Annotated in this window: 22 protein-coding genes and 1 CRISPR repeat array; of the genes, 8 read left to right on the top strand and 14 right to left on the bottom strand. The window is 38.4% G+C overall.

The annotated features are described in order from the left end of the window. Positions 1 to 5 precede the first annotated feature (5 nt). The 11 genes from rplI to dnaA all read right to left on the bottom strand — a co-directional run bounded on the left by rplI (position 6) and on the right by dnaA (position 12781). Complete coding sequence (rplI, locus tag U8519_RS06490) at positions 6 to 461, bottom strand: 50S ribosomal protein L9 (RefSeq protein WP_334329489.1); 456 nt, start codon at positions 459 to 461, stop codon at positions 6 to 8. A gap of 14 nt (positions 462 to 475) precedes the next feature. Then, a complete protein-coding gene (locus tag U8519_RS06485; RefSeq protein WP_334329488.1) occupies positions 476 to 2488 on the bottom strand; it encodes a DHH family phosphoesterase in 2013 nt (670 codons plus the stop codon). Positions 2489 to 2649: 161 nt separating this feature from the next. After that, entirely contained in the window at positions 2650 to 2886 is a 237-nt protein-coding gene (gene rpsR / locus U8519_RS06480; protein WP_057738857.1) for a 30S ribosomal protein S18, read from the bottom strand. Positions 2887 to 2905: 19 nt separating this feature from the next. Next, positions 2906 to 3472, bottom strand: a complete 567-nt coding sequence (gene ssb, locus U8519_RS06475) for a single-stranded DNA-binding protein (RefSeq protein ID WP_334329487.1) — start codon at positions 3470 to 3472, stop codon at positions 2906 to 2908. A 36-nt stretch (positions 3473 to 3508) separates the two neighbouring features. Then, positions 3509 to 3799 (bottom strand): 30S ribosomal protein S6, encoded by a 291-nt coding sequence (gene rpsF, locus U8519_RS06470; protein ID WP_334329486.1) that lies wholly within the window; start codon positions 3797 to 3799, stop codon positions 3509 to 3511. Between the two features lie 201 nt (positions 3800 to 4000). Further along, complete coding sequence (gene gyrA / locus U8519_RS06465) at positions 4001 to 6562, bottom strand: DNA gyrase subunit A (protein WP_334329485.1); 2562 nt, start codon at positions 6560 to 6562, stop codon at positions 4001 to 4003. Between the two features lie 15 nt (positions 6563 to 6577). Further along, a complete protein-coding gene (gene gyrB, locus U8519_RS06460) occupies positions 6578 to 8530 on the bottom strand; it encodes a DNA topoisomerase (ATP-hydrolyzing) subunit B (RefSeq protein WP_334329484.1) in 1953 nt (650 codons plus the stop codon). Next, positions 8530 to 9651, bottom strand: coding sequence for a DNA replication/repair protein RecF (recF, locus tag U8519_RS06455; protein WP_334329483.1), 1122 nt, complete (start codon positions 9649 to 9651; stop codon positions 8530 to 8532). The genes gyrB and recF overlap by 1 nt, the downstream gene beginning before the upstream one ends. After that, entirely contained in the window at positions 9652 to 9861 is a 210-nt protein-coding gene (gene yaaA / locus U8519_RS06450; protein WP_334329482.1) for a S4 domain-containing protein YaaA, read from the bottom strand. Positions 9862 to 10107: 246 nt separating this feature from the next. Then, positions 10108 to 11244, bottom strand: coding sequence for a DNA polymerase III subunit beta (gene dnaN, locus U8519_RS06445; protein ID WP_334329481.1), 1137 nt, complete (start codon positions 11242 to 11244; stop codon positions 10108 to 10110). A 160-nt stretch (positions 11245 to 11404) separates the two neighbouring features. Next, on the bottom strand, positions 11405 to 12781 hold the full coding sequence (gene dnaA, locus U8519_RS06440; protein ID WP_334329480.1) for a chromosomal replication initiator protein DnaA: 1377 nt from the start codon (positions 12779 to 12781) through the stop codon (positions 11405 to 11407). Positions 12782 to 13331: 550 nt separating this feature from the next. Between dnaA and rpmH the strand changes: the two genes are divergently transcribed. The 7 genes from rpmH to U8519_RS06405 all read left to right on the top strand — a co-directional run bounded on the left by rpmH (position 13332) and on the right by U8519_RS06405 (position 20335). Then, positions 13332 to 13472: a 50S ribosomal protein L34 gene (gene rpmH / locus U8519_RS06435; protein WP_010625561.1), complete on the top strand. Its 141-nt coding sequence runs from the start codon at positions 13332 to 13334 to the stop codon at positions 13470 to 13472. A 64-nt stretch (positions 13473 to 13536) separates the two neighbouring features. Continuing rightward, positions 13537 to 13878 carry a ribonuclease P protein component gene (gene rnpA / locus U8519_RS06430; protein ID WP_334329479.1) on the top strand — a complete coding sequence of 114 codons (342 nt, stop codon included), beginning with the start codon at positions 13537 to 13539 and terminating at the stop codon, positions 13876 to 13878. A 30-nt stretch (positions 13879 to 13908) separates the two neighbouring features. After that, positions 13909 to 14751 (top strand): membrane protein insertase YidC, encoded by an 843-nt coding sequence (gene yidC / locus U8519_RS06425; protein ID WP_334329478.1) that lies wholly within the window; start codon positions 13909 to 13911, stop codon positions 14749 to 14751. A gap of 271 nt (positions 14752 to 15022) precedes the next feature. After that, the gene (gene mnmE, locus U8519_RS06420) at positions 15023 to 16408 is read left to right on the top strand and encodes a tRNA uridine-5-carboxymethylaminomethyl(34) synthesis GTPase MnmE (RefSeq protein WP_334329477.1); all 1386 of its coding nucleotides are present in this window, start codon (positions 15023 to 15025) and stop codon (positions 16406 to 16408) included. A gap of 15 nt (positions 16409 to 16423) precedes the next feature. After that, positions 16424 to 18328 (top strand): tRNA uridine-5-carboxymethylaminomethyl(34) synthesis enzyme MnmG, encoded by a 1905-nt coding sequence (mnmG, locus tag U8519_RS06415; RefSeq protein ID WP_334329476.1) that lies wholly within the window; start codon positions 16424 to 16426, stop codon positions 18326 to 18328. A 484-nt stretch (positions 18329 to 18812) separates the two neighbouring features. After that, the gene (locus U8519_RS06410; protein ID WP_334329475.1) at positions 18813 to 19154 is read left to right on the top strand and encodes an iron chaperone; all 342 of its coding nucleotides are present in this window, start codon (positions 18813 to 18815) and stop codon (positions 19152 to 19154) included. Between the two features lie 281 nt (positions 19155 to 19435). Next, positions 19436 to 20335, top strand: a complete 900-nt coding sequence (locus U8519_RS06405) for a Gfo/Idh/MocA family protein (protein WP_334329474.1) — start codon at positions 19436 to 19438, stop codon at positions 20333 to 20335. Between the two features lie 121 nt (positions 20336 to 20456). Here the strand turns inward: U8519_RS06405 and nagB are convergent, their stop codons facing one another. Then, positions 20457 to 21158 (bottom strand): glucosamine-6-phosphate deaminase, encoded by a 702-nt coding sequence (nagB, locus tag U8519_RS06400; RefSeq protein ID WP_334329473.1) that lies wholly within the window; start codon positions 21156 to 21158, stop codon positions 20457 to 20459. Between the two features lie 175 nt (positions 21159 to 21333). On the opposite strand from nagB, the gene U8519_RS06395 reads away from it, so the two are divergent. Further along, positions 21334 to 22182, top strand: coding sequence for an alpha/beta fold hydrolase (locus U8519_RS06395; RefSeq protein ID WP_334329472.1), 849 nt, complete (start codon positions 21334 to 21336; stop codon positions 22180 to 22182). A 127-nt stretch (positions 22183 to 22309) separates the two neighbouring features. Continuing rightward, positions 22310 to 24590: a CRISPR direct-repeat array (repeat unit 36 nt; unit sequence GGTTCTTAACTACATGAAATGACGTACTTCTAAAAC). A 26-nt stretch (positions 24591 to 24616) separates the two neighbouring features. On the opposite strand, the gene csn2 is transcribed toward U8519_RS06395, so the two are convergent. Continuing rightward, complete coding sequence (csn2, locus tag U8519_RS06390) at positions 24617 to 25327, bottom strand: type II-A CRISPR-associated protein Csn2 (RefSeq protein WP_334329471.1); 711 nt, start codon at positions 25325 to 25327, stop codon at positions 24617 to 24619. Then, positions 25324 to 25629 carry a CRISPR-associated endonuclease Cas2 gene (cas2, locus tag U8519_RS06385; RefSeq protein WP_334329470.1) on the bottom strand — a complete coding sequence of 102 codons (306 nt, stop codon included), beginning with the start codon at positions 25627 to 25629 and terminating at the stop codon, positions 25324 to 25326. Before cas2 ends, csn2 begins: the two co-directional genes overlap by 4 nt. Position 25630 lies beyond the last annotated feature (1 nt).

The raw sequence follows: 25630 nt of genomic DNA, 5'->3' as shown, positions 1-25630 counted from the left end.
TATTCCTAGCTCTTTTCAACAATATGAACTCTTATAGTGGCCTCTACACCATCAAAAACCTTTGCGGGTACATTTACGTATCCAAGTGCTTTAGCTCCTTCAGAGAGCACCATTTTGTGCTTGTCGACCTTTAAACCGTATTGCTTGTTGAGTTCCTCAGAGATCTTCTTAGTTGTTACTGAACCGAAGAGTCTTCCATCAGTACCAGCCTTAGCTGGAATCTCAACTACAGTACTGTCTTTTTCAATTTCAGTCTTGAGTTTTTTAGCTTCAGCTAATTCAGCTTGATAATCTTTTTCTTCACGATTTTGTTCAGCCTTTAGCTTAGCCATATTTGCCTTTGTGGCTTCGATTGCTTTGTTATTCTTGATCAAAAAGTTTTGGGCATAGCCTGAAGCTACCTCTTTCACTTCGCCCTTTTTTCCTTTTCCTCTAACATCTTGAGTAAAGATAACTTTCATAATAAAAACTCCTCCTACTTTTTACTACTGTCCGATAATACATCGATCAATTGGTCTTTAGCTTCATCAACTGTCACATCGGCTATTTGTGTCGCTGCATCAGTTAAATGACCGCCTCCGCCCAACTTCTCCATGATAACTTGCACGTTGACCTTTCCTAAACTTCTAGCGGAAATTCCAACACGTCCATCGGGACGTTTACTGATAACGAATGACGCCTCAACATTATTCAATGATAACAAGGTATCGGCTGCTTGAGCAACAATGACTGGATCATATGAACGGTCATTTTCACCGAAACAGACTGCCATTTGACCGCCAACCATCGTGATCGTCTCGATCAAATGATTTCTTTGAATAAAGGAATCGATATTTTCTTTTAATAGGTTTTGGATCAGTGCTTCATCAGCTCCGACGGAACGCAAATAACTAGCTGCGTCGAAAGTTCTCGTACCAGTTCTCAATGAGAACGACTTCGTATCGACTGTGATACCAGCAAGTAACGCCGTAGCTTCGATCTTTTCAACGGACTTCTTATTCTTAGGTTGATACTCTAACATTTCAGTGATCAATTCACTCGTTGAAGAAGCGTATGGTTCGATGTAGATCAACATTGGATTCTCTGGGAATTCCTCACCACGTCTGTGGTGGTCGATCACAACGACTTTTTCATTAGCTTGATTGAACAAACTAGGATTGATCGAAATACTCTGCTTAGAATGATCGACCATTACGATCAAAGTATTAGATGTTCGCAAATTCATTGATTCTTCAGGTGTCACAATATCATTCTTAATATCAGGATCTTTATTGATCAATTGCAACAAGCGACTGACATCAGTGTGGATCGTCTTCGGATCGATCACGACTTTACATGGCGTGTTGTTCATCAAGGCAATTCTTCTGATACCTAAAGAAGATCCAACTACATCCATATCCGGATGCGAGTGTCCCATAACGATCACTTGATCACTATCTTTAAGTAATTCTTGCAGAGCTTCACTGATCATTCGTGCCCGAACACGTGTTCGTTTCTCCATTGGATCAGTATTCCCGCCATAGAACCTAGCCTTCTTACCGATCTCCTTAACAACAACTTGATCGCCCCCGCGACCTAGTGCCAAGTTAAGGTTCTTCTGTGCTTCGTCATTAAGTGTATTAAGATCATCCACTCCGTACGAGAAGCCCATACTCAATGTTAATGGTACGTTTTGTTGTGAAGTATATTCACGAATGGCATCCAAGATCTTAAAACCAGTCTCTTCCATCTTAAACACCTTACCAGTATAGGCAACGATGAAGAAATGATCATCATCGATTCGCTTTAAGAACATTTGCTCACGCGATGCCCAATTCGATAATTCATTAGTAATGTAATTATCCAAATTAGAAATATCACGATCACTCATTGACTGCGTGATTTCAGCGTAATTATCCAAATAAACTTGACCAATTACTGAACGATTATTTTCGTAACGTTTCTCAACTTTGGAGTAATGGGTAATGTCCATGAAGTAAATGACTTTTAATTCAGTTTGAACTTGTACCAAATAGTACTTGTTACCGATCTGAATCGTCTTATGCTTACCGTGATTTTCTTCATCCTCGTCATCATCAACGAACGAAGCCAATTCGGATGAAATATCAGAGATATTCATACTATACACTGAATCGATTCCCGTCTTCTCGACGAAGTAAGGATTGACCCACTGTACTTGTTTGTCATCATCATAGAGCAAAATTCCCAACGGATACTCGACAAAACTGTTGTCCGTTCCTCGATCAATTCGGTACTGCAAATTATTAGTATACTTACCAGCCTTTTCTCCTAAAAGCAAAAATAAGTAGATAAAAAGTACAAATGCAATCACGACTAATAGGGCTTGAATATATCCACTAATAGAACCGTGGACCAAACCAACTATAAAAATCGATATCAACATGACAACTAACGAAATCGCTGTCAGTTGTGTTGAATAATCAACTCGAGAAAGGAAGAAACGTAGATTAGATTTTATCTTTTTCATATTAGTCCCCTCTTAGATATACCCCTTAATTTTATCACAGCCGACAGCTATTTATAGAATAAAATAATTCATCCAAACAATGGCTGTAATAACTAGGACCAAGGTCTAATTTTAAGTAAAAAAAAAGCCCGGACGACTGTCCCGACTTGAATTTTCAAAAATTAGTCTTCTGCAACGAATGGTAATAGAGCCATGATTCTTGCACGCTTGATAGCGATTGTAAGTTTTCTTTGGTTCTTTGCACTTGTGCCTGTAACACGTCTTGGCAAAATCTTACCACGTTCTGAGATAAATCTCTTAAGTAGATCTGTATCTTTATAATCGATATATTCGATATGGTTAGCTGCGATGAAGTCAACTTTACGTCTTCTACGTCCGCCACGTCTTTGTTGTGCCATTTTAGTCATCCCTTCTATATTAGAATGGTAAGTCGTCATCTGATATGTCGATAGGTTTACTGTTGTCAGCAAATGGATCGCTCATATTATTTGAGTTGTTACTGTTATTGTTAGATTGATTATTGTTATTATTATTGTTTCCAAATGGAGACTGATTTGATTGACTTTGTTGATTATTGTATGGAGCTTGATTAGGATTGCTATTGTTGCTGTTGTTTCCACCAAAGTTATTGTTTGATGAATTAGCATTTCTCTTTTCACTTTCAGCTCTAGATTCTAGTAATGAGAAGTTATCGACGACAACTTCAGTTACATAGACTCTTTGACCTTGTTGGTTCTCATATGAACGACTTTGTAGACGTCCATCAATACCAACAAGTGAACCTTTATTAGTAAAATTACTGAAATTCTCAGCAGCCTTTCTCCAGATAACACAGTTAATGAAATCAGCTTCACGTTCGCCTTGAGCGTTTGTGAATTGTCTGTTTACAGCAACTGTAAAACTGGCAACGGCAGCACCACTACCAGTGTACCTAAGCTCAGGATCACGTGTCAGGCGTCCAACTAGTACAACTCGATTAATCATATGTCTGCCTCCTTTAAGTGTTTCACGTGAAACAAATTAGTCTTCACGTTTGATAATCATGTGACGTAGCACGTTGTCATCGATCTTTGATAGACGGTCGAATTCGTTGATAGCTGCATCATCTTCAGCATTTACGTTAATGATATGGTAAATACCTTCTTTATAATTAGCAATTTCATATGCTAAACGTTTCTTTTCCCAGTCTTTTGAGTCGATTACGGATGCGCCGTTGTCTGTAATGATCTTGTCGTAACGATCAATAAGAGTCTTCTTAGCGTCTTCTTCAATATCAGGTTTGATGATATATGTAATTTCGTAATGTGTCATAAATAACTGCACCTCCTTATGGTCTAATGGTTCTACTGAAAGAACAAGGAGCATAAATTAACTACATTTTATACTCACAATGTTAGATTCTATCATAGATTTTCAGTGAATGCCATAATAACTTTCAATAAAAAAACGTTTTTGCCTGACACGTATCCTAAATGATACATAATCAAATTACGCAAAAACGCTAATTATTTTTTATTCTTCTGAATCATTATCTGAATTATCAGTTGAATCAGTCTCAGTTTGATCTGTTACATCATCGCTTGAATTCGACTCATCAGCCTTATCAGAAGTTGTCTCTTTATTGTCAGAATCAGAGTCATCATCGACGTCTTCCTCTTCGATCTTAGCCATAGTTGAAACGATCGAGTCGTCATCAACCTTGATCAATCTAACTCCAAGAGTTGCACGTCCAGTTTGGGAAACCGTATCGACACTGAAACGGATCATAACACCCTTATCAGTGATCAACATAATATCCTCATCACCATTGACAGCTGTAACGCCGGCAATTGGACCATTCTTCTCAGTAACGTTAGCGGTCTTGATACCTTTACCGCCACGACCCTTGATTGGATATTCTTCAACTGCCGTTCGCTTACCATAGCCCTTCTCAGAGATAGTTAGAACTTCTTCGCCAGCTTCAACGATCGATGAACCAACAACGTAATCTTCATCACGCAACTTAATACCACGAACACCTGCAGCAGTACGTCCCATTGGACGAACGTCACTTTCTCTAAAGGTTACAGCATAACCCTTGTGTGTTCCGATAAAGATGACCTTGTCACCGTCTGTTAAGAAGACGTTGTCCAATTCATCCCCATCTTTGAGGGTGATCGAACGTAGTCCAGAATGTCTGATATTAGCGAAGTCAGTCACAGGAGTCCGTTTGACCGTTCCGTACTTAGTTACGAAGAACAAGTAGGAGTTCTCACGGTCAACATCACGATCGACATTGATCACCGTTTGGATCGTCTCACCCTTCTCGATATTCAGTAAGTTGATCACTGGAATACCCTTGGCTGTGCGACCATATTCTGGAACTTCATAACCTTTTGTCCGATAAACTTTACCAGTATTAGTAAAGAACAACAGACGATCATGGGTTGAAGTATAGATCATATGCTCGATGAAGTCGTCATCGTGGACACCCATACCTTGAACACCACGGCCACCACGATTTTGAACACGGAATTCATCCATGGACAAACGCTTAATGTAACCCTTGTGTGTCAAGACGATCAAGATGTTCTCTTCTTCGATCAGATCTTCATCCTCGATATTGGCAACTTCACTCGCACGGATCTCAGTTCTGCGATCATCACCGAATTTCTCTTGGATCTCGAGCAATTCATCATAAATGATCTTATCAACACGTTCTGGCTTAGCCAAAATATCTTGATAGTCAGCGATTTTAACTAACAAGTCTTGATATTCAGCTTCGACTTTTTCACGTTCCAAACCGGTCAAACGTACCAAACGCATATCCAAGATAGCTTGTGATTGTTTGTCAGATAATTCGAAACGATCCATCAAAGTTTGCTTAGCAATACTTGAAGTCTGTGAACCACGAATGACTTTGATGATCTCATCGATATGATCAAGTGCGATTCTCAATCCTTCAAGGATATGAGCACGAGCTTGAGCACGACGTAATTCATATTCAGTTCTCCGTCTGATGACTACTTCTTGGTGCTTCAAGTAATACAACAAGACTTCCTTCAGTGACAAGACACGTGGTGTCTTGTCAACGATGGCAACCATGTTGATACCGTAGGAAATTTGTAATTGTGTCAGCTTGTACAAGTTATTCAAGACTACTGAAGCACTCATATCACGACGAATATCGATCACGATACGCATACCTTCACGATCTGATTCATCGTTCAAATCAGTAATACCTTCAAGTTTCTTGTCACGAGCCAGTTCAGCGATACGTTCAACCAAGTTAGCTTTGTTGACCATATAAGGAAGCTCTGTAACGATAATCTGTTCAGCGCCACTCTTCTTCGTTACAACGTCAACTTTGGCGCGTAGGATAATCGTTCCCTTACCATTCTCGTAAGCCTTTCTGATACCAGAACGACCCATGATGATACCACCAGTTGGGAAGTCGGGACCAGGAATAACTTTCATCAAGTCAGCGATCGTTGCATCCTTGTTACGCATCAAGATGTGTAACGCATCAATAACTTCTTTTAAGTTGTGTGAAGGAATATTTGTTGTCATACCAACGGCGATACCAGTAGCACCGTTAACCAAGAGGTTAGGGAATCTAGCTGGCAAGACCATTGGTTCTTTTTCTTCACCATCGTAGTTAGGAACTAGATCAACAGTATCCTTGTTGATATCGCGCAACATCTCAACTGCCATCTTGCTCATACGTGCTTCGGTATAACGCATAGCAGCAGGTGGATCACCATCGATCGAACCAAAGTTACCATGTCCATCAACTAATGGGTAACGGTAACTAAAGTCCTGCGCCATTCTAACCATTGATTCATAGATGGCTGAATCCCCATGAGGGTGATATTTACCCATGATATCACCAACGAAACGGGCACTCTTCTTATATGGCTTGTCAGGTGTAACGCCCAATTCATTCATACCGTAAAGGATACGGCGGTGAACTGGCTTCAATCCATCACGTACATCTGGAAGCGCACGAGATACGATAACACTGGCAGCGTAATCGACGAAAGATTTTTTCATTACTTCCGTCAAATTAACATTTGCTATTCTTCTATCGTCCAATTTGCAACCTCCTAATTAGTAGTCAACTTCAGCATAGCGTGCATTTTCTTCAATAAATTCTCTTCTAGGTTCAACTTTGTCACCCATCAACATTGAGAAGATCTTGTTAGCCTCGATAGCATCATCGAGATTTACGCGATCCAATCTTCTCTTCTCTGGATCCATAGTTGTTTCCCACAATTGATCAGCATCCATTTCACCAAGACCCTTGTAACGTTGGATCTTTGGTTCTGGTTTTGGTGATAATTGTGATACGAAGTCATCTTTTTCTTTATCAGTATCGAAGTACTTCATCATCTTACCTTGACGAACTTGATACAAAGGTGGCTTAGCGATATAAACATAGCCTGCATCAACGATCGGACGCATGTAACGATAGAGCAAAGTCAAAAGCAGTGTTCTGATATGTGCCCCATCGACATCGGCATCGGTCATAATGATGACCTTGTGATAGCGAGCCTTCGAAATATCGAAGTCTTCACCAAAACCAGTTCCCATCGCTGTAAACAAAGTTCTGATTTCTTCGTTAGCCAAGATCTTGTCCATCGAAGCTTTTTCAACGTTCAGAATCTTACCTCTGATAGGCAAAATTGCTTGTGTCAAACGTGAACGACCAGTCTTAGCGGAACCACCGGCCGAATCACCCTCGACGATGAATAATTCTGAGATCTCAGGATCTTTGCTGGCATTATCAGCCAACTTACCAGGTAAGTTACTGATCTCCAGACCATTTTGTTTTCTCGTTACTTCACGAGCACGTTTAGCGGCCATTCGAGCTTTAGTAGCTAAACTACCCTTTTCAACGATCTTTTTAGCGATACTTGGATTTTCCATCATGAACTTCATGAAGTGCTCACTGAATAAACGATCAGTGATTGTTCGAGCATCAGAGTTACCAAGTTTGGTCTTCGTCTGACCTTCGAACTGTGGATCTGGATGCTTGACACTGACAACAGCAGTCATACCTTCACGAACATCTTCACCAGACAGTTTTTCAGTGTCCTTCAATAACTTGTTCTTGTGCGCATAGTCATTGATAACCCGTGTCAAGGCCGTCTTGAAGCCGACTTCGTGAGTACCACCTTCATAAGTGTGGATGTTGTTAGCAAAAGTCATCAAGTTAGTGTGGAACTCATCTGTATATTGCAAGGCAACTTCAACCGTAATTCCATCTTGAATACCTTCAACATAGATCGGTTCATCAAAGACGACTTCCTTGTCCTTATCCATGAATTCAACGTAGCTCTTAATTCCACCTTCATAGTGGAAGACTAATTTTTCTGCTGTATCAGAACGTTTATCAGTAAAGGTCAATTTGAGGCCCTTGTTTAAGAAAGCCAATTCACGAATTCTAGTCGTCAAGACTTTGTCATCATAAACAGTTGTTTCGGTAAAGATATCTGGATCGGGAACGAAGTGAACACGAGTACCATGTTCAAATTCTGGCGCATCCCCAACGATGTGCATTGGATCCTTTACCTTACCCTTTTCAAAGTCGATCCCGTATTTCTTACCAGCACGAGTAACGACAACATCCAGTTCACTACTCAAAGCATTAACTACTGAAGCACCAACACCGTGAAGTCCACCGGAAACCTTATATCCGCCACCGCCGAATTTACCTCCGGCATGCAGGATCGTATAAACAGTTTCAAGAGCGGGCTTACCAGTTTTCTTTTGGATGTCGACAGGAATACCACGACCATCATCAAAGACCGTGATCGAATTATCCGGTTCAACAGTTACGTCGATCTTTGTCGCAAAACCAGCTAAGGCTTCATCAATACCATTATCAATAATTTCCCAAACTAGATGGTGTAAACCTTGCTTACTAGTAGAACCAATATACATACCTGGTCTTTTACGAACAGCTTCAAGTCCTTCAAGAACTTGAATTTGACTAGCGTCATATTCTTCAGCTAGTTCTTCTTTTTTCTCTAGTTCAGCTTTTCTACTGTTTTCAGCCATTAAACTTCCTCCTGTTGAACTTTTCCATTAGTAATATTTAAAATATTCGGATCCTTAACGATCGATGAATCGACATCTTCCAGCGACGTTGTCGTAATAAAAGTTTGAATGCCGCGGCCGATCGACGAAAGCAAGTGTGTCTGACGTTTTTGATCTAACTCTGACAAAACATCGTCCAACAAAAGAATTGGATAATCCCCCACTTGTTCTTTTATCAATTCGACCTCAGCCAACTTCAAACTCAAGGCGACCGAACGCTGCTGACCTTGAGAACCGAAATCTTGAACATTCTTATCATTGATCAAAAATTTAATATCATCCCGATGCGGGCCGAACAAAGTTACTCCACGCTGGATCTCTTTTTGATAGTTATCTTTGAAAGTCTGCTTGTAGATTCCATAAATATCTTCCAAAGACTTGTCAGTACTGTCATAAAAGCTAGAATAGACAATTTTCAAAACTTCCTGATGATCCGTGATCTGATCATGGATCTTTTCAATATGAACTTGGAGCTTTTTCAGAAAATCCAAACGTGTCTTCACAACTTCAGCACAATAAGCTGACAATTGATCGGATAAAACTTCTAAATAAACCAGATCTTTGGTCTGATGATGCTGGAGTTTTTTCAGATAAACGTTGCGTTGTTTCAAGACTTGTCGAAACTGACTGACCGTCTTCAAATACTGCGACGAGATCTGACCAAATTCCATATCAATAAATTTCCGGCGGATTCCAGGATTGCCTTTGACAATCGATAAATCCTCCGGAGAAAACAAAACAACGTTCAAATTTCCTATGTAACTAGATAATTTACGTTGTTCTAAATTATTCAGTTTTGCTTTTTTTCCTGACTTACTGATGACTAGGTCCAGTTTTAGTTGGCTGGAGTTATCCTTGATCACCACACCAGAGATTCTGGCAAATTCACTGCCCCATCTGATTAAATCTTTATCATTTGATGTTCGATGGCTTCTGGTCAAAGCTAAAAAATACATAGCCTCTAATAAATTTGTTTTACCTTGGGCATTGTGTCCCAAAAAAACGTTAATGTTCGGCGAAAAACCAATCTCTAAAGACTTGTAGTTGCGATAATCCTGAAGTCGAAGTTTTTTTATATACAATTATTCGATTTCAAAACTCTGATCATCGATCTTAACTACATCGCCCTTGTGCAATTTCTTGCCACGACGGTTTTCCGGTTCACCATTAAGACTGACCGAATTCTCTTGTAAGAACCACTTAGCTTGTCCGCCAGTCGAAATGATACCAGCATCCTTGAGTAGTTGACCTAATGTGATAAATTCAGTATCAATTGTTATTTTTTGTGACATACTTACACCCTATTTATTAGATTTATACCATTAAAGACATGCTTTAATTATAGTAGTTTTCAAGTTAAAAAACAACTTAAACGTAATTTAGAGCCCCTCTAAGCAATTTTCGACAAAACTAGTATCCACCCACTAAAAAAGCTTAGAAAAACTCCTAAAGCAAAAATCACAGCTTAAAAACGTAAGACACAAAAAAATAGCTCAGAACGAAATGTTCTGGGCTATTTTTCATCCGTATGATGATTTTTAGAATGTTCTCACTGGTGTGATCAATTGGACAAAGTTCTCTTTATCCTCGACCGGACGCAATGTGAATGGATGAAGTGGTGAAGTAAAACTCATTTCAATTGTCGTGTTACTACCAAATGAACGCAAAGCATCCTTCAAGTAGTCAGGGTTGAAAGAAATGTCTAAGTCTTCGCCTTCGAGATTTTCAAAGTCAAGAACTTCCTCAACAGTACCGACTTCTGGAGAATTTCCATAAAGTGTAGCTTTTTTGTCAGCAGCTTTGATTTCTAATTTGATAACGTTGTTTCTACTTTCGTGTGACAGCAGAGAAGCACGTTCAACCGATGCTAAAAGATTAGAAGTATCAAAAGTCAATCTAGTGTTTGAATCTTCAGGGATCAAACGATCAGTTTCAGGATATCTTCCATCTAACAAGCGTGAGTAGAACATGACATTGTCAAAACTGAATAACACTTGGTTTTCAGAGATCGACATCGAGATTTCCTTAACGGAATCACTGATAGTTCTAACTAATTCTGTCAAACTCTTACCAGGAATGATCAAGTTGTACTCTTCTTCACTCGTGATATTGATCTTACGTTGTGAGAGACGGTGTGAGTCAGTGGCTACTAAAGTTAGCCCTTCACTATTGATGATGAAGTTGACTCCAGTAAGGACTGGACGGCTCTCTTGATTTGAAACGGCGATAACAGTTTGGTTAACGACTTCTTTAAATAGGTCAGTTGGAAAGACTAATTGATTGTCAGTTTCAACTTCTGGTAAGTGAGGATAATTATTTGCATCCAAACCGTTGATCGTAAATTCTGAAACTCCGGATGTAATTAGAGTTTGGTTGTTGTTCAAAACTTCTAATTCAAAATTGTCGCCAGGAAGTTTTTTGATGATCTCGTTGAAGAAACGAGCTGGTAAGACAATTGAACCCGTACTTTCGATTTTTAGATCATTGTCAGTTTCATCCGCTGCAATGAATGAAGTGATAGAAATATCTGAATTACTACCAGTAATTGTTAAACCTGATTCAGTTAATTCAAGTTTCATCCCTGTAAGAATAGGAATAGTAGTTTTGGTTGAAATTGCGCGTTGGACATTTGTAGTTTGATTGACGAATTTTGTTCGATCGATTGAAAATTTCATATGAGCGACTCCTTATTTTAATTAATTAATATATAGATAGCAGTAGTAGTAGGTACTGTTAATTGTGTGGAAAAGTAAGGTGAACCTAAGAGCCTGTTGAAAAATAGCTGTTATTAACAGGTGTGGAAAACTTTAGAAAAACTCCAAAGTTATCAACATGTTAATTTCTCAGTTCATCCTTTAATTCATTGACGGCCATTTTGACGTTGTCATCCTTAATGACTAACTCGGCTATTTTATCACATGAGTGCATTACAGTCGTGTGATCTTTACCACCAAATTCCATACCGATCTGCGGCAAGGAACGATCAGTTAGTTCTCGTGACAGATACATGGCGATTTGGCGAGGTACAACGATAGTTTTGACACGTTTTTTACCTTTTAAGTCATTGATCGAGACGTGATAATACTTGGCAACCTTGTTTTGAATGTCAGCGATCGAAAGACCACGCTTTTCCTTGGATAGTTTGAATAGTTTCAAGGCATCAGCAGCGACTGACTTGGTTATATCGGCGTTTTCAAGTGTTGAGTAAGCTTGAACTCGAATCAAGGCCCCTTCTAGTTCACGGACGTTGGTATCGACTTGTTCCGCAATGTAAGACAAGGTGTCGTTAGGGATCTCTAGTTTTTCTGCTTCAGCTTTATTGCGCAAAATAGCAATTCTAGTTTCTAAGTCAGGAGCAGTGATATCAACGGATAGACCCCATTTAAAACGGGAAACCAATCGTTCTTGCAACTTGGGGATCTCGTTAGGTAGACGATCAGAAGTCATGACGATCTGTTTACCGTTGTCGTGTAATTCGTTGAAAGTATGGAAGAACTCTTCTTGAGTTCCCTCTTTTTCAGCGAAGAATTGAATATCATCTATTAATAGTAGATCGACGTTTCGATATTCTTGTCTGAAATCATCTTGAGTCCTAGTTTGGATCGAGTTGATGAAGTCGTTAGCGAAGGTTTCACTAGTAACATACTTTACTTTGGCGCCAGGTTCGATCTTGATCATCTGGTGACCAATAGCTTGCATCAAGTGAGTTTTGCCTAGTCCCACGCCACCATAAATAAATAGTGGATTGTAAATAACCCCTGGTTCTTCGGCAACAGCGAGTGCAGCTGCGTGCGCCATTTGGTTGCCAGATCCGGTAATAAAAGAATCAAAAGTATATTTAGGATTTAAATGAGAGTTATGGAAGACATGACCCTCATTTTTTTTGGCTGTTTCGGTTTTTACTGGGGTTTCTTCTTGTGGTTGTTCGCCTTTGGCATGCTCATCTTCAGTTTCAATGACAGGATTTAGTTCGATCCCATTGAATTGGTAAGAATACATCGCAATATCTTCGGCGTAGTGACGTTCCCAGTAATCTTTGTGAAGTTCGGTTGGAACAGTTATATGGATGTCATTTCCTTTAATGTACAAAGGTTTGGCACTTCCGACCCAAGTTGTGTAGCTGACTGAGGTTAAACTTTTTTTCAGTTTTTCAGTTAAATAATCCCAAAAGTCGTTTAATTCAGAATCGGATGAATTATTTATATTTTGCACAAATTCCCCCCCAATCTTAGTTGTGTATAATTTTTTCCGGAAAAAAGACATTGTATAGTTTATCATTGTATAAAATAGTTTTCCACAGAACAGACGTTTAAATTAAGAGTCTTTTTGTTATTTAGTTATCCACAGTAGATAACAAGTAAATTTATTGTTTTTAACAGAGTGTTTATTTACAAATTTAGAAGTTGTGGATTCAAGTGGAAACATTTAGTTATTCACACAGTTATCCACAGAACATCTGAAATAAAAGGTAGCAATATCAAGGGGTTAACTCAACTTGTAAACTATTTTTAAAACCTGTGGAAAACTATTTCACAGTAAAAAATCACGCTGGAAAAGTTTGTGGATTTGCTTGTGCAAAACTATTGTTGATAACTTAATACACAGATTATCCACAAGAGAAAAAAACAAAAAATCGCTTGAAAAATCTCCTATTATAGAAAATTTGGTGTTTAAATTAAGCCGAAAGCATGGTATTATATACGAGCAATTGTCTGAAGAAGTGATATTTTAATTTAAAGTTTAAAGTCAGGAGGTTTATTGAATGACTACAAAGAGAACATTTCAACCTAAGAAGCGTCATCGTGAACGCGTCCATGGTTTCATGAAAAGAATGAGTACAAGTAATGGTCGCAAGGTTCTTGCAAGACGCCGCAAAAAGGGTAGAAAAGTATTATCAGCTTAGTTTTGAAGGATCACTAATTTTTGGTGGTCTTTTTTTATTACAACTTAAGAGACTATGGTGACATATGAGAAAAAGTTATCGAATTAAAAAAGAAAATGAATACCAATATGTCTATTCACAAGGAAAGTCATTCGCAAATCGAAATTTTGTTTTGTATAAGATGCCCAAAGAGGGCCAAAAACATTTTCGAGTTGGACTTTCAGTAGGTAAGAAGGTTTCCCACACTGCCGTTGGACGAAATCGTATCAAACGATACGTACGCCAATCTCTATTGGAATTAAAACCTGAAATACCAGCAGAATTGGATTTTTTGATCATTGCTAGAAAACCAGCTGTTGATTTGGACATGTTTGAAACGAAAAAAAATATCGTACACTTACTAAAATTAGGTAAGATTATAGGGTAAGAAAAATAAATAGACTTATAGGTGTAAAAGGTGAATAAAAAAAGCTTAAAGAAATACTTAGGTGTTGCACTCTTATTGAGTGTGGTTCTAGTTTTAGCCGGTTGTTCCAACCTAAATGAGCCAATTACTAGTAGCAGTACTGGGTTTTGGGATCACTATGTCCTTTATAGTTTCTCAAGATTTATTCTATGGTTAGCATCACTCGTTGGAAACAGCTATGGTTGGGCGATCGTACTCTTTACCGTCGTAATCAGAGTTATTCTATTGCCACTTAACTGGTTCCAAATTAGAAGTATGAATAAACAAATGCAGATCCAACCGCAAATGCAGGCTCTGCAAAAGAAATATTCTGCTAAAGATGTCGATACGCAACAAAAATTACGTGAAGAAACACAAAAACTATACAGCGAAGCTGGAGTTAATCCAGTTGCTGGTTGTTTGCCACTGATCGTGCAGATGCCAGTTATGTTTGCCTTGTATCAAGCAATTTACAAGACAACACAATTACGTGATGGTAGTTTCTTGTGGATGCAATTAGGTAAGGCTGATCCGTACTATATTATGGCTATCTTAGCCGCCTTATTTACTTTCTTGAGTACTTACATTTCAAGTTACTCACAGCCAACACAAAACGCGACAACGAAGTTGATGACATACGTGATGCCGATCTTTATCTTCGTGCCCGCTTTAACATTCCCATCAGCGATCACAATTTATTGGGTTGTTACTAATGCATTCCAAGTTCTTCAGACATTGGCTTTCCAGAATCCGTTCAAGTATCGTCGTGAACAGAGAGAAAAGGAAGAAGCAGAGCGTGAGAAACAACGTAAACTTAGAAAAGCTAAGAAACGTGTTTACAAGCGTCGTAAATAATTGACAATTTGAACAAATGTAGTTAAGATGTTTTAGAAATTTGTTTTGAAAAATTGTTATATATAGAAAAGTAGTCAAAGTGCTTTTCCGTCTTTTGGGACGGATTGTGCACTTTTTTTGTGCCTTAAAACAGAGAGTGAAAGAAGCCGGGAAGATTTTGAGCACTGCCTAGAATAAGAAAGGTAGCGCGTAGCGGTGCATTTGTTATTCGTAGCAGGCGCAGAGATCTGGCTTTTGTAACTCTCAAAAAAAAAACTCAAAGGAGATCAAAATGGCAGCAGTAACTGAATATGACACTATTGCAGCAATCTCAACCCCACCTGGGGAAGGTGGCATTTCTATCGTCCGTGTTTCTGGAGACCAGGCGGTCGAAATTGCTCAAAAAATTTATAAGGGTAAGGATCTAGCTAAAGTCCCAACGCATACGATCAATTATGGACATATTTATGATCCTGCTGACGGTAGTTTAGTCGATGAAGTTATGGTGTCAGTCATGCGTGCACCTAAGACTTTTACCCGTGAAGATGTCGTTGAGATCAATACTCACGGTGGAATCGTACCAACGAACAAAGTCTTGCAACTATTGATCGGTGCCGGTGCTCGAATGGCTGAGCCAGGTGAATTCACCAAGCGTGCCTTCTTAAATGGCCGAATCGATCTGACTGAAGCTGAATCTGTGATGGACTTGATTCGCGCTAAGACAGATAGGGCAATGCAAGTGGCTGTCAATCAGTTGGATGGTAACTTGAATCATTTGATCTCTAACTTGCGTCAGGAGATCCTCGATGCCTTGGCTCAAGTCGAAGTAAATATTGATTATCCAGAATACGATACGGAACAAATGACGACTAAGATGTTGTTAGAGAAGGCAAGATTAGTCGGTTCTAACATCGACAGCTTGTTGAAGACAGCTGACTCAGGTGAGATCTTGCAACATGGTTTAGCCACGGCAATCGTTGGTAAACCTAACGTTGGTAAGTCTAGTCTGTTGAATCGTTTGCTCGATGAGGATAAAGCAATCGTTACCGATGTTGCCGGAACTACTCGTGACGTTGTTGAACAATACGTCAATATCGACGGCGTACCGTTGAAGTTGATCGATACAGCCGGTGTTCGTGATACAGAAGATAAGGTTGAAAAAATCGGTGTTGAACGTTCGATCAAGGCTCTGAATGAAGCTGATCTAGTTATCTTGGTCTTAGACTCCAGTCGCAAACTAGAAGCTGACGACCTAGAGTTATTGGATGCTACAAAAGACAAACGACGGATCATTATCTTCAATAAGAATGACTTAGTACCCGTTATAACGCCGGATGATGTTGAACAGTTAAAGTCTGATGACATTGTTATCGTTACATCGGCCATCAAGAATTCCGGGATCGATACGATCAAGCAGACGATCGGCAAGATCTTTAATGCTGGGATCGAAGACAGCAGTAGCGACGTTATTATTACTAGTGCTCGTCAAGCGGGACTATTGCGCCAAGCCAAAGCTAATTTGAATGATGTTATTTCTGGTATTGAAGCTGGGATGCCGATCGATCTAGTCCAGATCGACATGACCTCTTGTTGGGATACATTAGGAGAAATAACTGGTGAGAGTTATCCAGACGAATTGATAACACAACTATTCTCACAATTTTGTTTAGGAAAATAGAAAACAGGTGAAAGAATGCAAGTAAAGGAATTTGATTCAGAGAACTACGATGTCGTCGTTGTAGGAGCCGGACACGCCGGTTCTGAAGCTGCGCTAGCAAGTGCCCGTATGGGTCAAAAAACACTCTTAGTAACGATTAATTTGGACATGGTCGCATTTATGCCATGTAACCCTTCCGTTGGTGGTCCAGCTAAGGGAATCGTTGTCAGAGAAGTTGACGCCCTCGGTGGTGAAATGGGTAAGAACATCGATAAGACATACATTCAGATGCGGATGTTGAATACTGGTAAAGGACCAGCCGTTCGTGCTTTGCGTGCCCAAGCTGATAAGAATATGTACCATCGCATGATGAAGGAAACTTTGGAAAAGGAACCTAACTTAACTTTGCGCCAAGGAATCGTTGAAAAGTTGATCGTTGAAGATGGCGTCTGCAAAGGTGTTGTTACCGCAACTGGTGCTAGATACCATGCCAAGTCAGTCGTCCTGACTGCAGGTACATCATCACGTGGTAAGATCATTATCGGAGAATTGACTTATTCATCAGGCCCTAACAATAGTATTCCTTCGATCAAGCTGTCAGAAGACCTTGAGAAGCATGGTTTCAAATTAACACGTTTCAAGACCGGAACACCTCCACGTGTCAACAAGTCAACGATCGACTTCGACAAGACCGAGGAACAACCTGGTGATAAAGAACCAAATCACTTCTCATTTGAAACACCTGATTCACAATACTTGAAGGATCAATTGTCATGCTGGATGACTTATACTAATGCGACAACACATTCGATCATTCGTGAGAACCTCAGCCGTGCACCAATGTTCTCTGGTGTGATCAAAGGTGTTGGACCTAGATATTGTCCTTCGATCGAAGACAAAATCGTACGTTTCGCAGACAAGCCACGCCACCAGATCTTCCTAGAACCAGAAGGTAAGGATACAGAAGAATACTATGTTGGTGACTTCTCAACTTCAATGCCCGAAGAAGTGCAATTGAAGATGTTACATTCAGTTGCTGGACTAGAACATGCTAAGTTGATGCGTCCTGGTTATGCAATCGAATATGACGTTATCGAACCATGGCAATTGAAATTAAATCTCGAAACAAAAGTCGTTAAGAATCTCTTTACAGCTGGTCAAATGAACGGTACTTCTGGTTATGAAGAAGCTGCTGGACAAGGTTTGATGGCTGGCATCAATGCCGCTTTGCGTGCCCAAAACAAAGATCCGTTCATTTTGCGTAGGGATGAAGCTTATATCGGCGTTATGATCGATGACCTAGTTACTAAAGGTACGAATGAACCTTATCGTTTGTTGACAAGTCGTGCTGAATATCGTTTGATCTTACGCCACGATAACGCTGATCTACGTTTGACCGACAAAGGATACGATCTAGGACTCATCAGTGAAGACCGTTATGCTAAGTTCAACCACAAACGTGACGCTACAAATGAAGAACTAAAGCGCCTAAGTCGTAAGATGATCACACCTAAGATGGCCGAACCATTTATGACTAGTCACAATTTGAAGGGCTTGAAGGATGGCATTTTGGCAGATCATTTGTTGAGACGTCCAGAAGTTCACTATGAAGACATCATCGATATGATCGGTGAACCAGAAATGGGTCCCGTTGATCGTCGTGTTAAAGAGCAAGTTGAAATTGCGGTTAAATACGCTGGTTATATCAAGAAGGAACAATTGAAGATCGAACGATTGAAGAAGATGGAATCAAAGAAGATCCCTGATCGAATCGATTATACAAAGGTACCATCACTAGCAACTGAGGCCGTTCAGAAGTTGAGCAAGATCAACCCTGAAACAATCGCCCAAGCTAGTCGTATCAGTGGTGTTAACCCAGCCGATATTGGTATTTTGAGTGTTTATATTGAACAAGGTAGAATCGCTAAAGTAGCAGGATAACTAAAAAATTTGCATTGTAAGAACCACTGAGGAAAAGTAATAATTTTTCTTCAGTGGCTTTTTTATTAGCACTGCTTTTACAGAAAATTTACATAAAATACACGTTAACAAAATATTTCAAATGTAAATTAATGTAAGAGGTGATTATAATGCATTACTTAGCTATTATTAGCTCTTTTTTGGTTTTACAGTTGTTTATTTTGTATTTACTGGTGAAAGAAGAGTATGAGTTCAAATTTATGATTTCATTGATCGCGGCAGTTTTGATAGCTCTACCAATATTCTTAAGAGATATGGGATTGCGATTTTTAGCTACTTTTCTGCTGGGAATCATTTTGTTTTCAGTCGGTATTTTGATCAGGAAAAAGTCTTATATGTATTTAGGATCTATTTGCTCGCTATTAATTGTGATATCAACTTCTTATTGGATGTACCTGCTACCATCGTAGGCTATAATGGGATTAAAAGATGTGAGGTATGAGTGATGACTCCGATTGAGAACTATATTGCACATGCGCCAGAGAGACAAAAATCGCACTTAGAACAAATGTATCAGCTCTTGAAAGCTGAATTACCAAATGCTTCAGAAAAAATTTCCTATGGGATGCCAACCTTTTTTACGGATGAAAATATTGTTCATTTTGCGGGCTTCAAGCATCATTTAGGATTCTATCCAACACCAGGACCGATCGTTAAATTTGCGGATGAATTGAAGGACTATAAAACCTCAAAAGGAGCGATTCAATTTCCATATACTCAGGAATTACCGGAGAATTTGATCAAGCAAATTGTAGATTATCGAAAGATGGAACTTGATCAAAAATAATTTTCAGAAAACTATTATCTCGAAAAAGACAATATTCAGATTACTTTCAGAAAATGAATATTGTCTTTTTGCTTACCAATAATTTTTGAATATGGAATTAGCATTTAAAAATACTTTCCCAAAAAAGAACTATAAACATACAACATATAGTAATAAAAAATAATTTATATACCATATGTTCCACATGAAACAATTTGTCTTAAATGACTGATATTTCAACGTTTTTCCTGTAAGCGATGACAAATTTTTGCTACACTATTGGAGAAAGTAGAGGTTACATTATGGAAAAAATAGGAGTAATCGGTCTGGGTAATATTGCTCAAAAAGCATATTTGCCAGTTATGGCCAGTTTACAAGATAAATATGAATGGCATTTGACGACAAGAAATGAGGAAAAAGGACGGAAGTTAGCTGCCAAATATGGTTTCACGCATCTGCATCAAACTTTAGATCAGTTGATGGCTGAAAAACCTTTGGCAGTTTTTGTACATACACCCACCAGCACCCATGAGATGATTATCAGACAGTTGTTGCAAGCTGGGATCAACGTCTATGTTGATAAGCCAGTTTCAGAGGATATCGATGTCGTTAAGGATCTTTATAAGTTGGCCGCTGAAAAGAATCTGATGCTGACTTGTGGTTTCAATCGTCGCTTTGCACCATTCAATCAAGAACTTAAGAATTTACCTGATAAACGTTTGATCGTGTCAGAAAAGATTCGTGAGAATTCACCTCAACCAGTGAAATTTGCCATCTTTGATTTAATGATCCATTCTGTCGACACGGCACTTTATTTAATGGACGAACCAATTACAAAAGTGGAAAATCATTTGGTAACTAATGGTGATAACTTGGAGCAGGGATATATAACTTTGGCGACTGAACACGAGCAAGTGCAAATTACGACTAATATGGTTGGTGGTATTAACTTAGAAAAATCCACCGTTCAAACATCACATACTCGTTTAGAAGTGACTAACTTGAATTCATTGAATAAATATGAGACAGGTAGTGCACAACAAGTCTTACGTCCAGACTGGGAACGTAATTTGGTTACTCGTGGATTTGAACCATTGATTCTGAAATTTTTGAATGCCGTAACTAATAGAGAAATGAATCCGATTGATCCTGAATCAGCTATTTTGAGCCATCAGATCTGCACCGACTTATTAAATAGCTAATATCTATATATAGTGGGAATAGGTGTTCTAGATACAGGATGTTCCACATGAAACATTTGGGATGAAAAAAAACAGCTTATTTGGAATTATTCCAAATAAGCTGTTTGTGGTCAATTGTAAATTAAAGTTTTGATGCTGCAGCATCGTCAAGGATCAATGTTACGTCAGGGTGATTTTGCAAAGCACTTGCAGGAACATCTTCAGTAACAGGTCCGTTAACTGTTTTAGCAATAGCGTCGGCTTTGTTTTCACCATAAGCTAGCAAGATGATCTTCTTAGCTTTCATGATCGAACCGATACCCATTGAGTAAGCGTAACGAGGAACGTCTTTTTCATCTTCGAAGAAGCGTTTGTTAGCTTCAATAGTTGATTCTGTAAGGGCAACCTTACTTGTTTTACCATCCAGTGGTGAACCAGGTTCGTTGAAGCCGATGTGACCATTTCTACCGATACCTAGAACTTGGACGTCGATAGGATTGTCAGCGATGATCTTGTCGTATTCTGAAGTTGCGGCTTTTGCGTCAGGGTTTGAACCATCAGGAACGTATGAATTCTTGAAAGGTTTCTTGCTGAATAGATGTTCATTCATAAAGTAGTGGTAGCTTTGGTCGTTGTCAGCACTTAGGCCAACGTATTCGTCCAAGTTAACTGATGTCATATTTGAAAAATCAATGTCGCTATTTGTCATTTCATTATACATAGTGATAGGGCTACTACCAGTTGCCAAGCCAAGAACCTTGGCACCGTTGTTGATCGCAGTAGCAATAATATTGAAGGCTTCTTTACCGCCTAAATTTTGATCTTTAACTTTAATAATATTCATAGTGTTAATCTCCCATCTCTTTGTCTGGTCTAGTCCAATTTAACGTTTTTTTAGGTGAAAGTCAATTAAAAACGATCAGAATATGAAAAAAAATAAAAATTTCAGCATAATCCATGCAAAACTCTCAGAATTTCGGTATATTTTGAGAGTGAGAAAAATTAAAGAGGCTTAAAATTTGGAAAAAATATATGAAGTAACAAGTGGTAAGGTGAATATCAAAGTCACCGGTGATCTGGACAGCGATAAGAAAATTATCGTATTGATCCCTGGTATCAACGGTTCAGTAGAATACTACGACGAGATCACACCTTACTTGCAAAAAAAATACACCGTCATTGCGATAGATCTGCTGGGACAAGGTAAGTCTAGCAAATCAAAAGACGGTGTCTATAGTATGGACGTACTGGCTTGGGCAATTCTTGAGGGAATCGCTCGACTCCGTGTGACCGATAGCATGATCCTGTTTGGATATGGTATCGGCGGTTTAATTGCCAATAGAGTGGCTGAAATACGTGATTTCAGCGTTGCAAAATTAATTATGCTCAATACACCAGCAAATGAGAAGTACGCTGAGATGGACGTTAATTCGTCATTTGCGGCTATACCGTTGTTAGGTAAATTAGCCAAATCACCAGTTAAAGCTAATTTGTATTTCGCAAAGGATTTCGATACATCTAAGTTGAAAAATCCTAACGTCATAAACGATGCTGCCAATGCAGTTGATCGTAAAGTTGCTAAGCAATTGAGTAAGACCGCTGATGAATACTTGGAAGATAAAGCTTTGAATAAGCGCCTAAGAATCACCGCTCTAGCCACCTTGGCAATCTTCTCTGATGATGATCAAATCTTGACCGAAGCTGGTATCAAAGATGCCAAAGCAACAATCGGCCGTGTGCCACACCTTACTATGAAAGACTTGAAGGGTGCAGGTCACGTAGGGATGATCGAGAAGCCAGAAGAAGTGGCTGAGATGATTGCTGAATTCGACGATAACGTTGACGATATTATTAAGATCGATATGTAATTTTTGAGTGCCTGACTGATTTTGGTTTGGTACTTTTTGTTTGAAAAATTGTTGTATTAAAAAATGCCTGAATTTTTGCGTTCAGGCATTTTTTGTGGTGATTTAAATATTTAGATTTTCATTGATTAGTTCAAAGCTACATGAAATGATGCACTTCTAAAACTTAACAATCAAGTAATCGTTAAAAATCTTAGGTTCTTAACTACATGAAATGACGTACTTCTAAAACCAAGCGGTGTAAGTTTGCAATATAAATTGCGGTTCTTAACTACATGAAATGACGTACTTCTAAAACTTCTTACAGAAGAGATTAGCTGATCCACACGGTTCTTAACTACATGAAATGACGTACTTCTAAAACGCCGTATCAAGACATTCTTTTCTGATCTTAGGTTCTTAACTACATGAAATGACGTACTTCTAAAACGAAGGCATCCAATCAACTTCTATTTTGTATGGTTCTTAACTACATGAAATGACGTACTTCTAAAACCAAGCGGTGTAAGTTTGCAATATAAATTGCGGTTCTTAACTACATGAAATGACGTACTTCTAAAACGATGTTGACCGATTCATATTTATACTTTTTGGTTCTTAACTACATGAAATGACGTACTTCTAAAACAAGGAGCAAATAAATAATGGGATTAAGAGAGGTTCTTAACTACATGAAATGACGTACTTCTAAAACTAATATATGCCGATGGCGTTGATTGGAATAGGTTCTTAACTACATGAAATGACGTACTTCTAAAACGTCAAGGTCTACTTGTTGTTATTGTTATTTGGTTCTTAACTACATGAAATGACGTACTTCTAAAACATATCGTTCCTCCTAATTTAATTTCCATGGGGTTCTTAACTACATGAAATGACGTACTTCTAAAACGGGAGGGTGTTCGTAGCTTTGGCCGTGCTAGGTTCTTAACTACATGAAATGACGTACTTCTAAAACTCAGAAAATGGTTAGGAGGACTTAGCTAACGGTTCTTAACTACATGAAATGACGTACTTCTAAAACACAGGCTTGGCGGCAGTGTGAGTAATTGAAGGTTCTTAACTACATGAAATGACGTACTTCTAAAACGTAGTCATCAACGTTAGAAATATAAAACAAGGTTCTTAACTACATGAAATGACGTACTTCTAAAACACTTGTTAAATCCAAAAATTCAGATGGTAAGGTTCTTAACTACATGAAATGACGTACTTCTAAAACTTCTTCCTTGCTGATTATTTTCACTTCCAGTGGTTCTTAACTACATGAAATGACGTACTTCTAAAACAAAGGACTAGGTGGATTAACCATTGGTAATGGTTCTTAACTACATGAAATGACGTACTTCTAAAACACAAGCGATAATTCTTATATTGAACGACTTGGTTCTTAACTACATGAAATGACGTACTTCTAAAACCTTTCAATTTTCTATACTCGTAATAAGATAGGTTCTTAACTACATGAAATGACGTACTTCTAAAACTGCACACTACCGAAGAATTACAAAAGAATCGGTTCTTAACTACATGAAATGACGTACTTCTAAAACATGTATATCAACAAGCTATTCAACAAAGTTGGTTCTTAACTACATGAAATGACGTACTTCTAAAACGCGTAACTGTGTAGTAGTAGTCACGGCCGTGGTTCTTAACTACATGAAATGACGTACTTCTAAAACAGGTGTTTACAATTTTCTTTTTGATATACCGGTTCTTAACTACATGAAATGACGTACTTCTAAAACAATAAAGTCTCCTTTTGTTTTGATCGTTTTGGTTCTTAACTACATGAAATGACGTACTTCTAAAACTTGCAAGAGAGCCTAAAGGACGGTTTTTGTGGTTCTTAACTACATGAAATGACGTACTTCTAAAACAGACTTCACACGAAAGGTAACTATCAATGGGGTTCTTAACTACATGAAATGACGTACTTCTAAAACGTTTTTAAATTCGTTTGAATAGTCATTTTTGGTTCTTAACTACATGAAATGACGTACTTCTAAAACTCAGAGTTAGACGTTCAGCCGAAAAAATTTGGTTCTTAACTACATGAAATGACGTACTTCTAAAACTGGATTGTGATGTTTTTGTGTTAGTTCCCGGGTTCTTAACTACATGAAATGACGTACTTCTAAAACTGATATATCAGTATTTATACGACTTTTGTGGGTTCTTAACTACATGAAATGACGTACTTCTAAAACTAGAGGCTTCATGCAATCTTGGGAACTTCCGGTTCTTAACTACATGAAATGACGTACTTCTAAAACATACACATCGTGTTTTTCATTAAGCTTTTGGGTTCTTAACTACATGAAATGACGTACTTCTAAAACCTTAAGTATTGATAAATCAACAATAACGGCGGTTCTTAACTACATGAAATGACGTACTTCTAAAACCACCTACTTAACGTTAACTTTAAGTCTTAATAATTGAATCGAACGTGATCCTCGTCGATTGAGTAAACTCGGGTGTTCAAGCCGAGTTTTCTCAATGTCATTGGATAAGATTCGAGACTTACTACAGCTAACTTGATGGACTTCAGATAGTCATTCAAATAGTTGATTTGTTCTAAACTACATAGGCGTTCTAACCCATGAAATAGCAACAATCGCTTGTCACTAAATTCTACATAAAATTTAACTACTGACTGAAGTTTATCATAATAATTCTGCCAGTCACCAGTATCTATTTTAAAATTTTTGGATTTAAGTAATTTTGCTAATTCTGGCAATAATTCATACTCAAAAGTTTCGTCATAACCATTGATTGAGTCAAAAATAAGTTCGTTGATTTCTTTATTTAAGTTATCAATCTTATCTCGGTTGATAATTTGATTATCAGCAACGATTTTTTCAAGAACAGCTTTTAAATTGCTAGTAGAGTTGATTTCAAAGCTGGTCAGATCACCAATCATAGCCACTTGTTTAAGTGATGATTTCAAGTTATCTTTTTCATCAACATAGAAGTGGATGTATTGATCAACATCATCGACAAATGTCTCATGTTTTTTCAATTGATTTAATTTAAACAACAATGTAGAGTACTCTTCTTTACATTGGAGGTTCAAGACGGTCATACCATAGTCAATGTCAAACGGTTCATAAGGGTAGATAGTTATGGTTTCAGCGCTCATACGATCACCAACCTTTCGAAGCGATTGTCAGGAGTATCTTTTTTCTTACCAGTAATATATCGCATTGCTTCAAATTGTTTTTCGGTGATAGTTAGAGCTTGGATAAGTCCCTTGCTTGGGGCATACATTTCAACTTTATTTGCCAACAGTTTGGCTGAAGCACTATCGACTAGTACGCAGGTGTAAATCGATTCTTGCATCATAATGAAACCATCTTTGTTTAATTTTTTCATGAATTGACGATAGTTTTTTCGATCCTGTGCAGTCAAAGTCGGTAGATCAAACATTACCATTAGTCTCATA

The sequence above is a fragment of the Companilactobacillus sp. HBUAS59699 genome (assembly GCF_036913575.1).
Lineage (GTDB): Bacteria > Bacillota > Bacilli > Lactobacillales > Lactobacillaceae > Companilactobacillus.
Note: the sequence above shows the minus strand (reverse complement) of the source record. Positions and strands in the feature narration are given on the sequence as shown.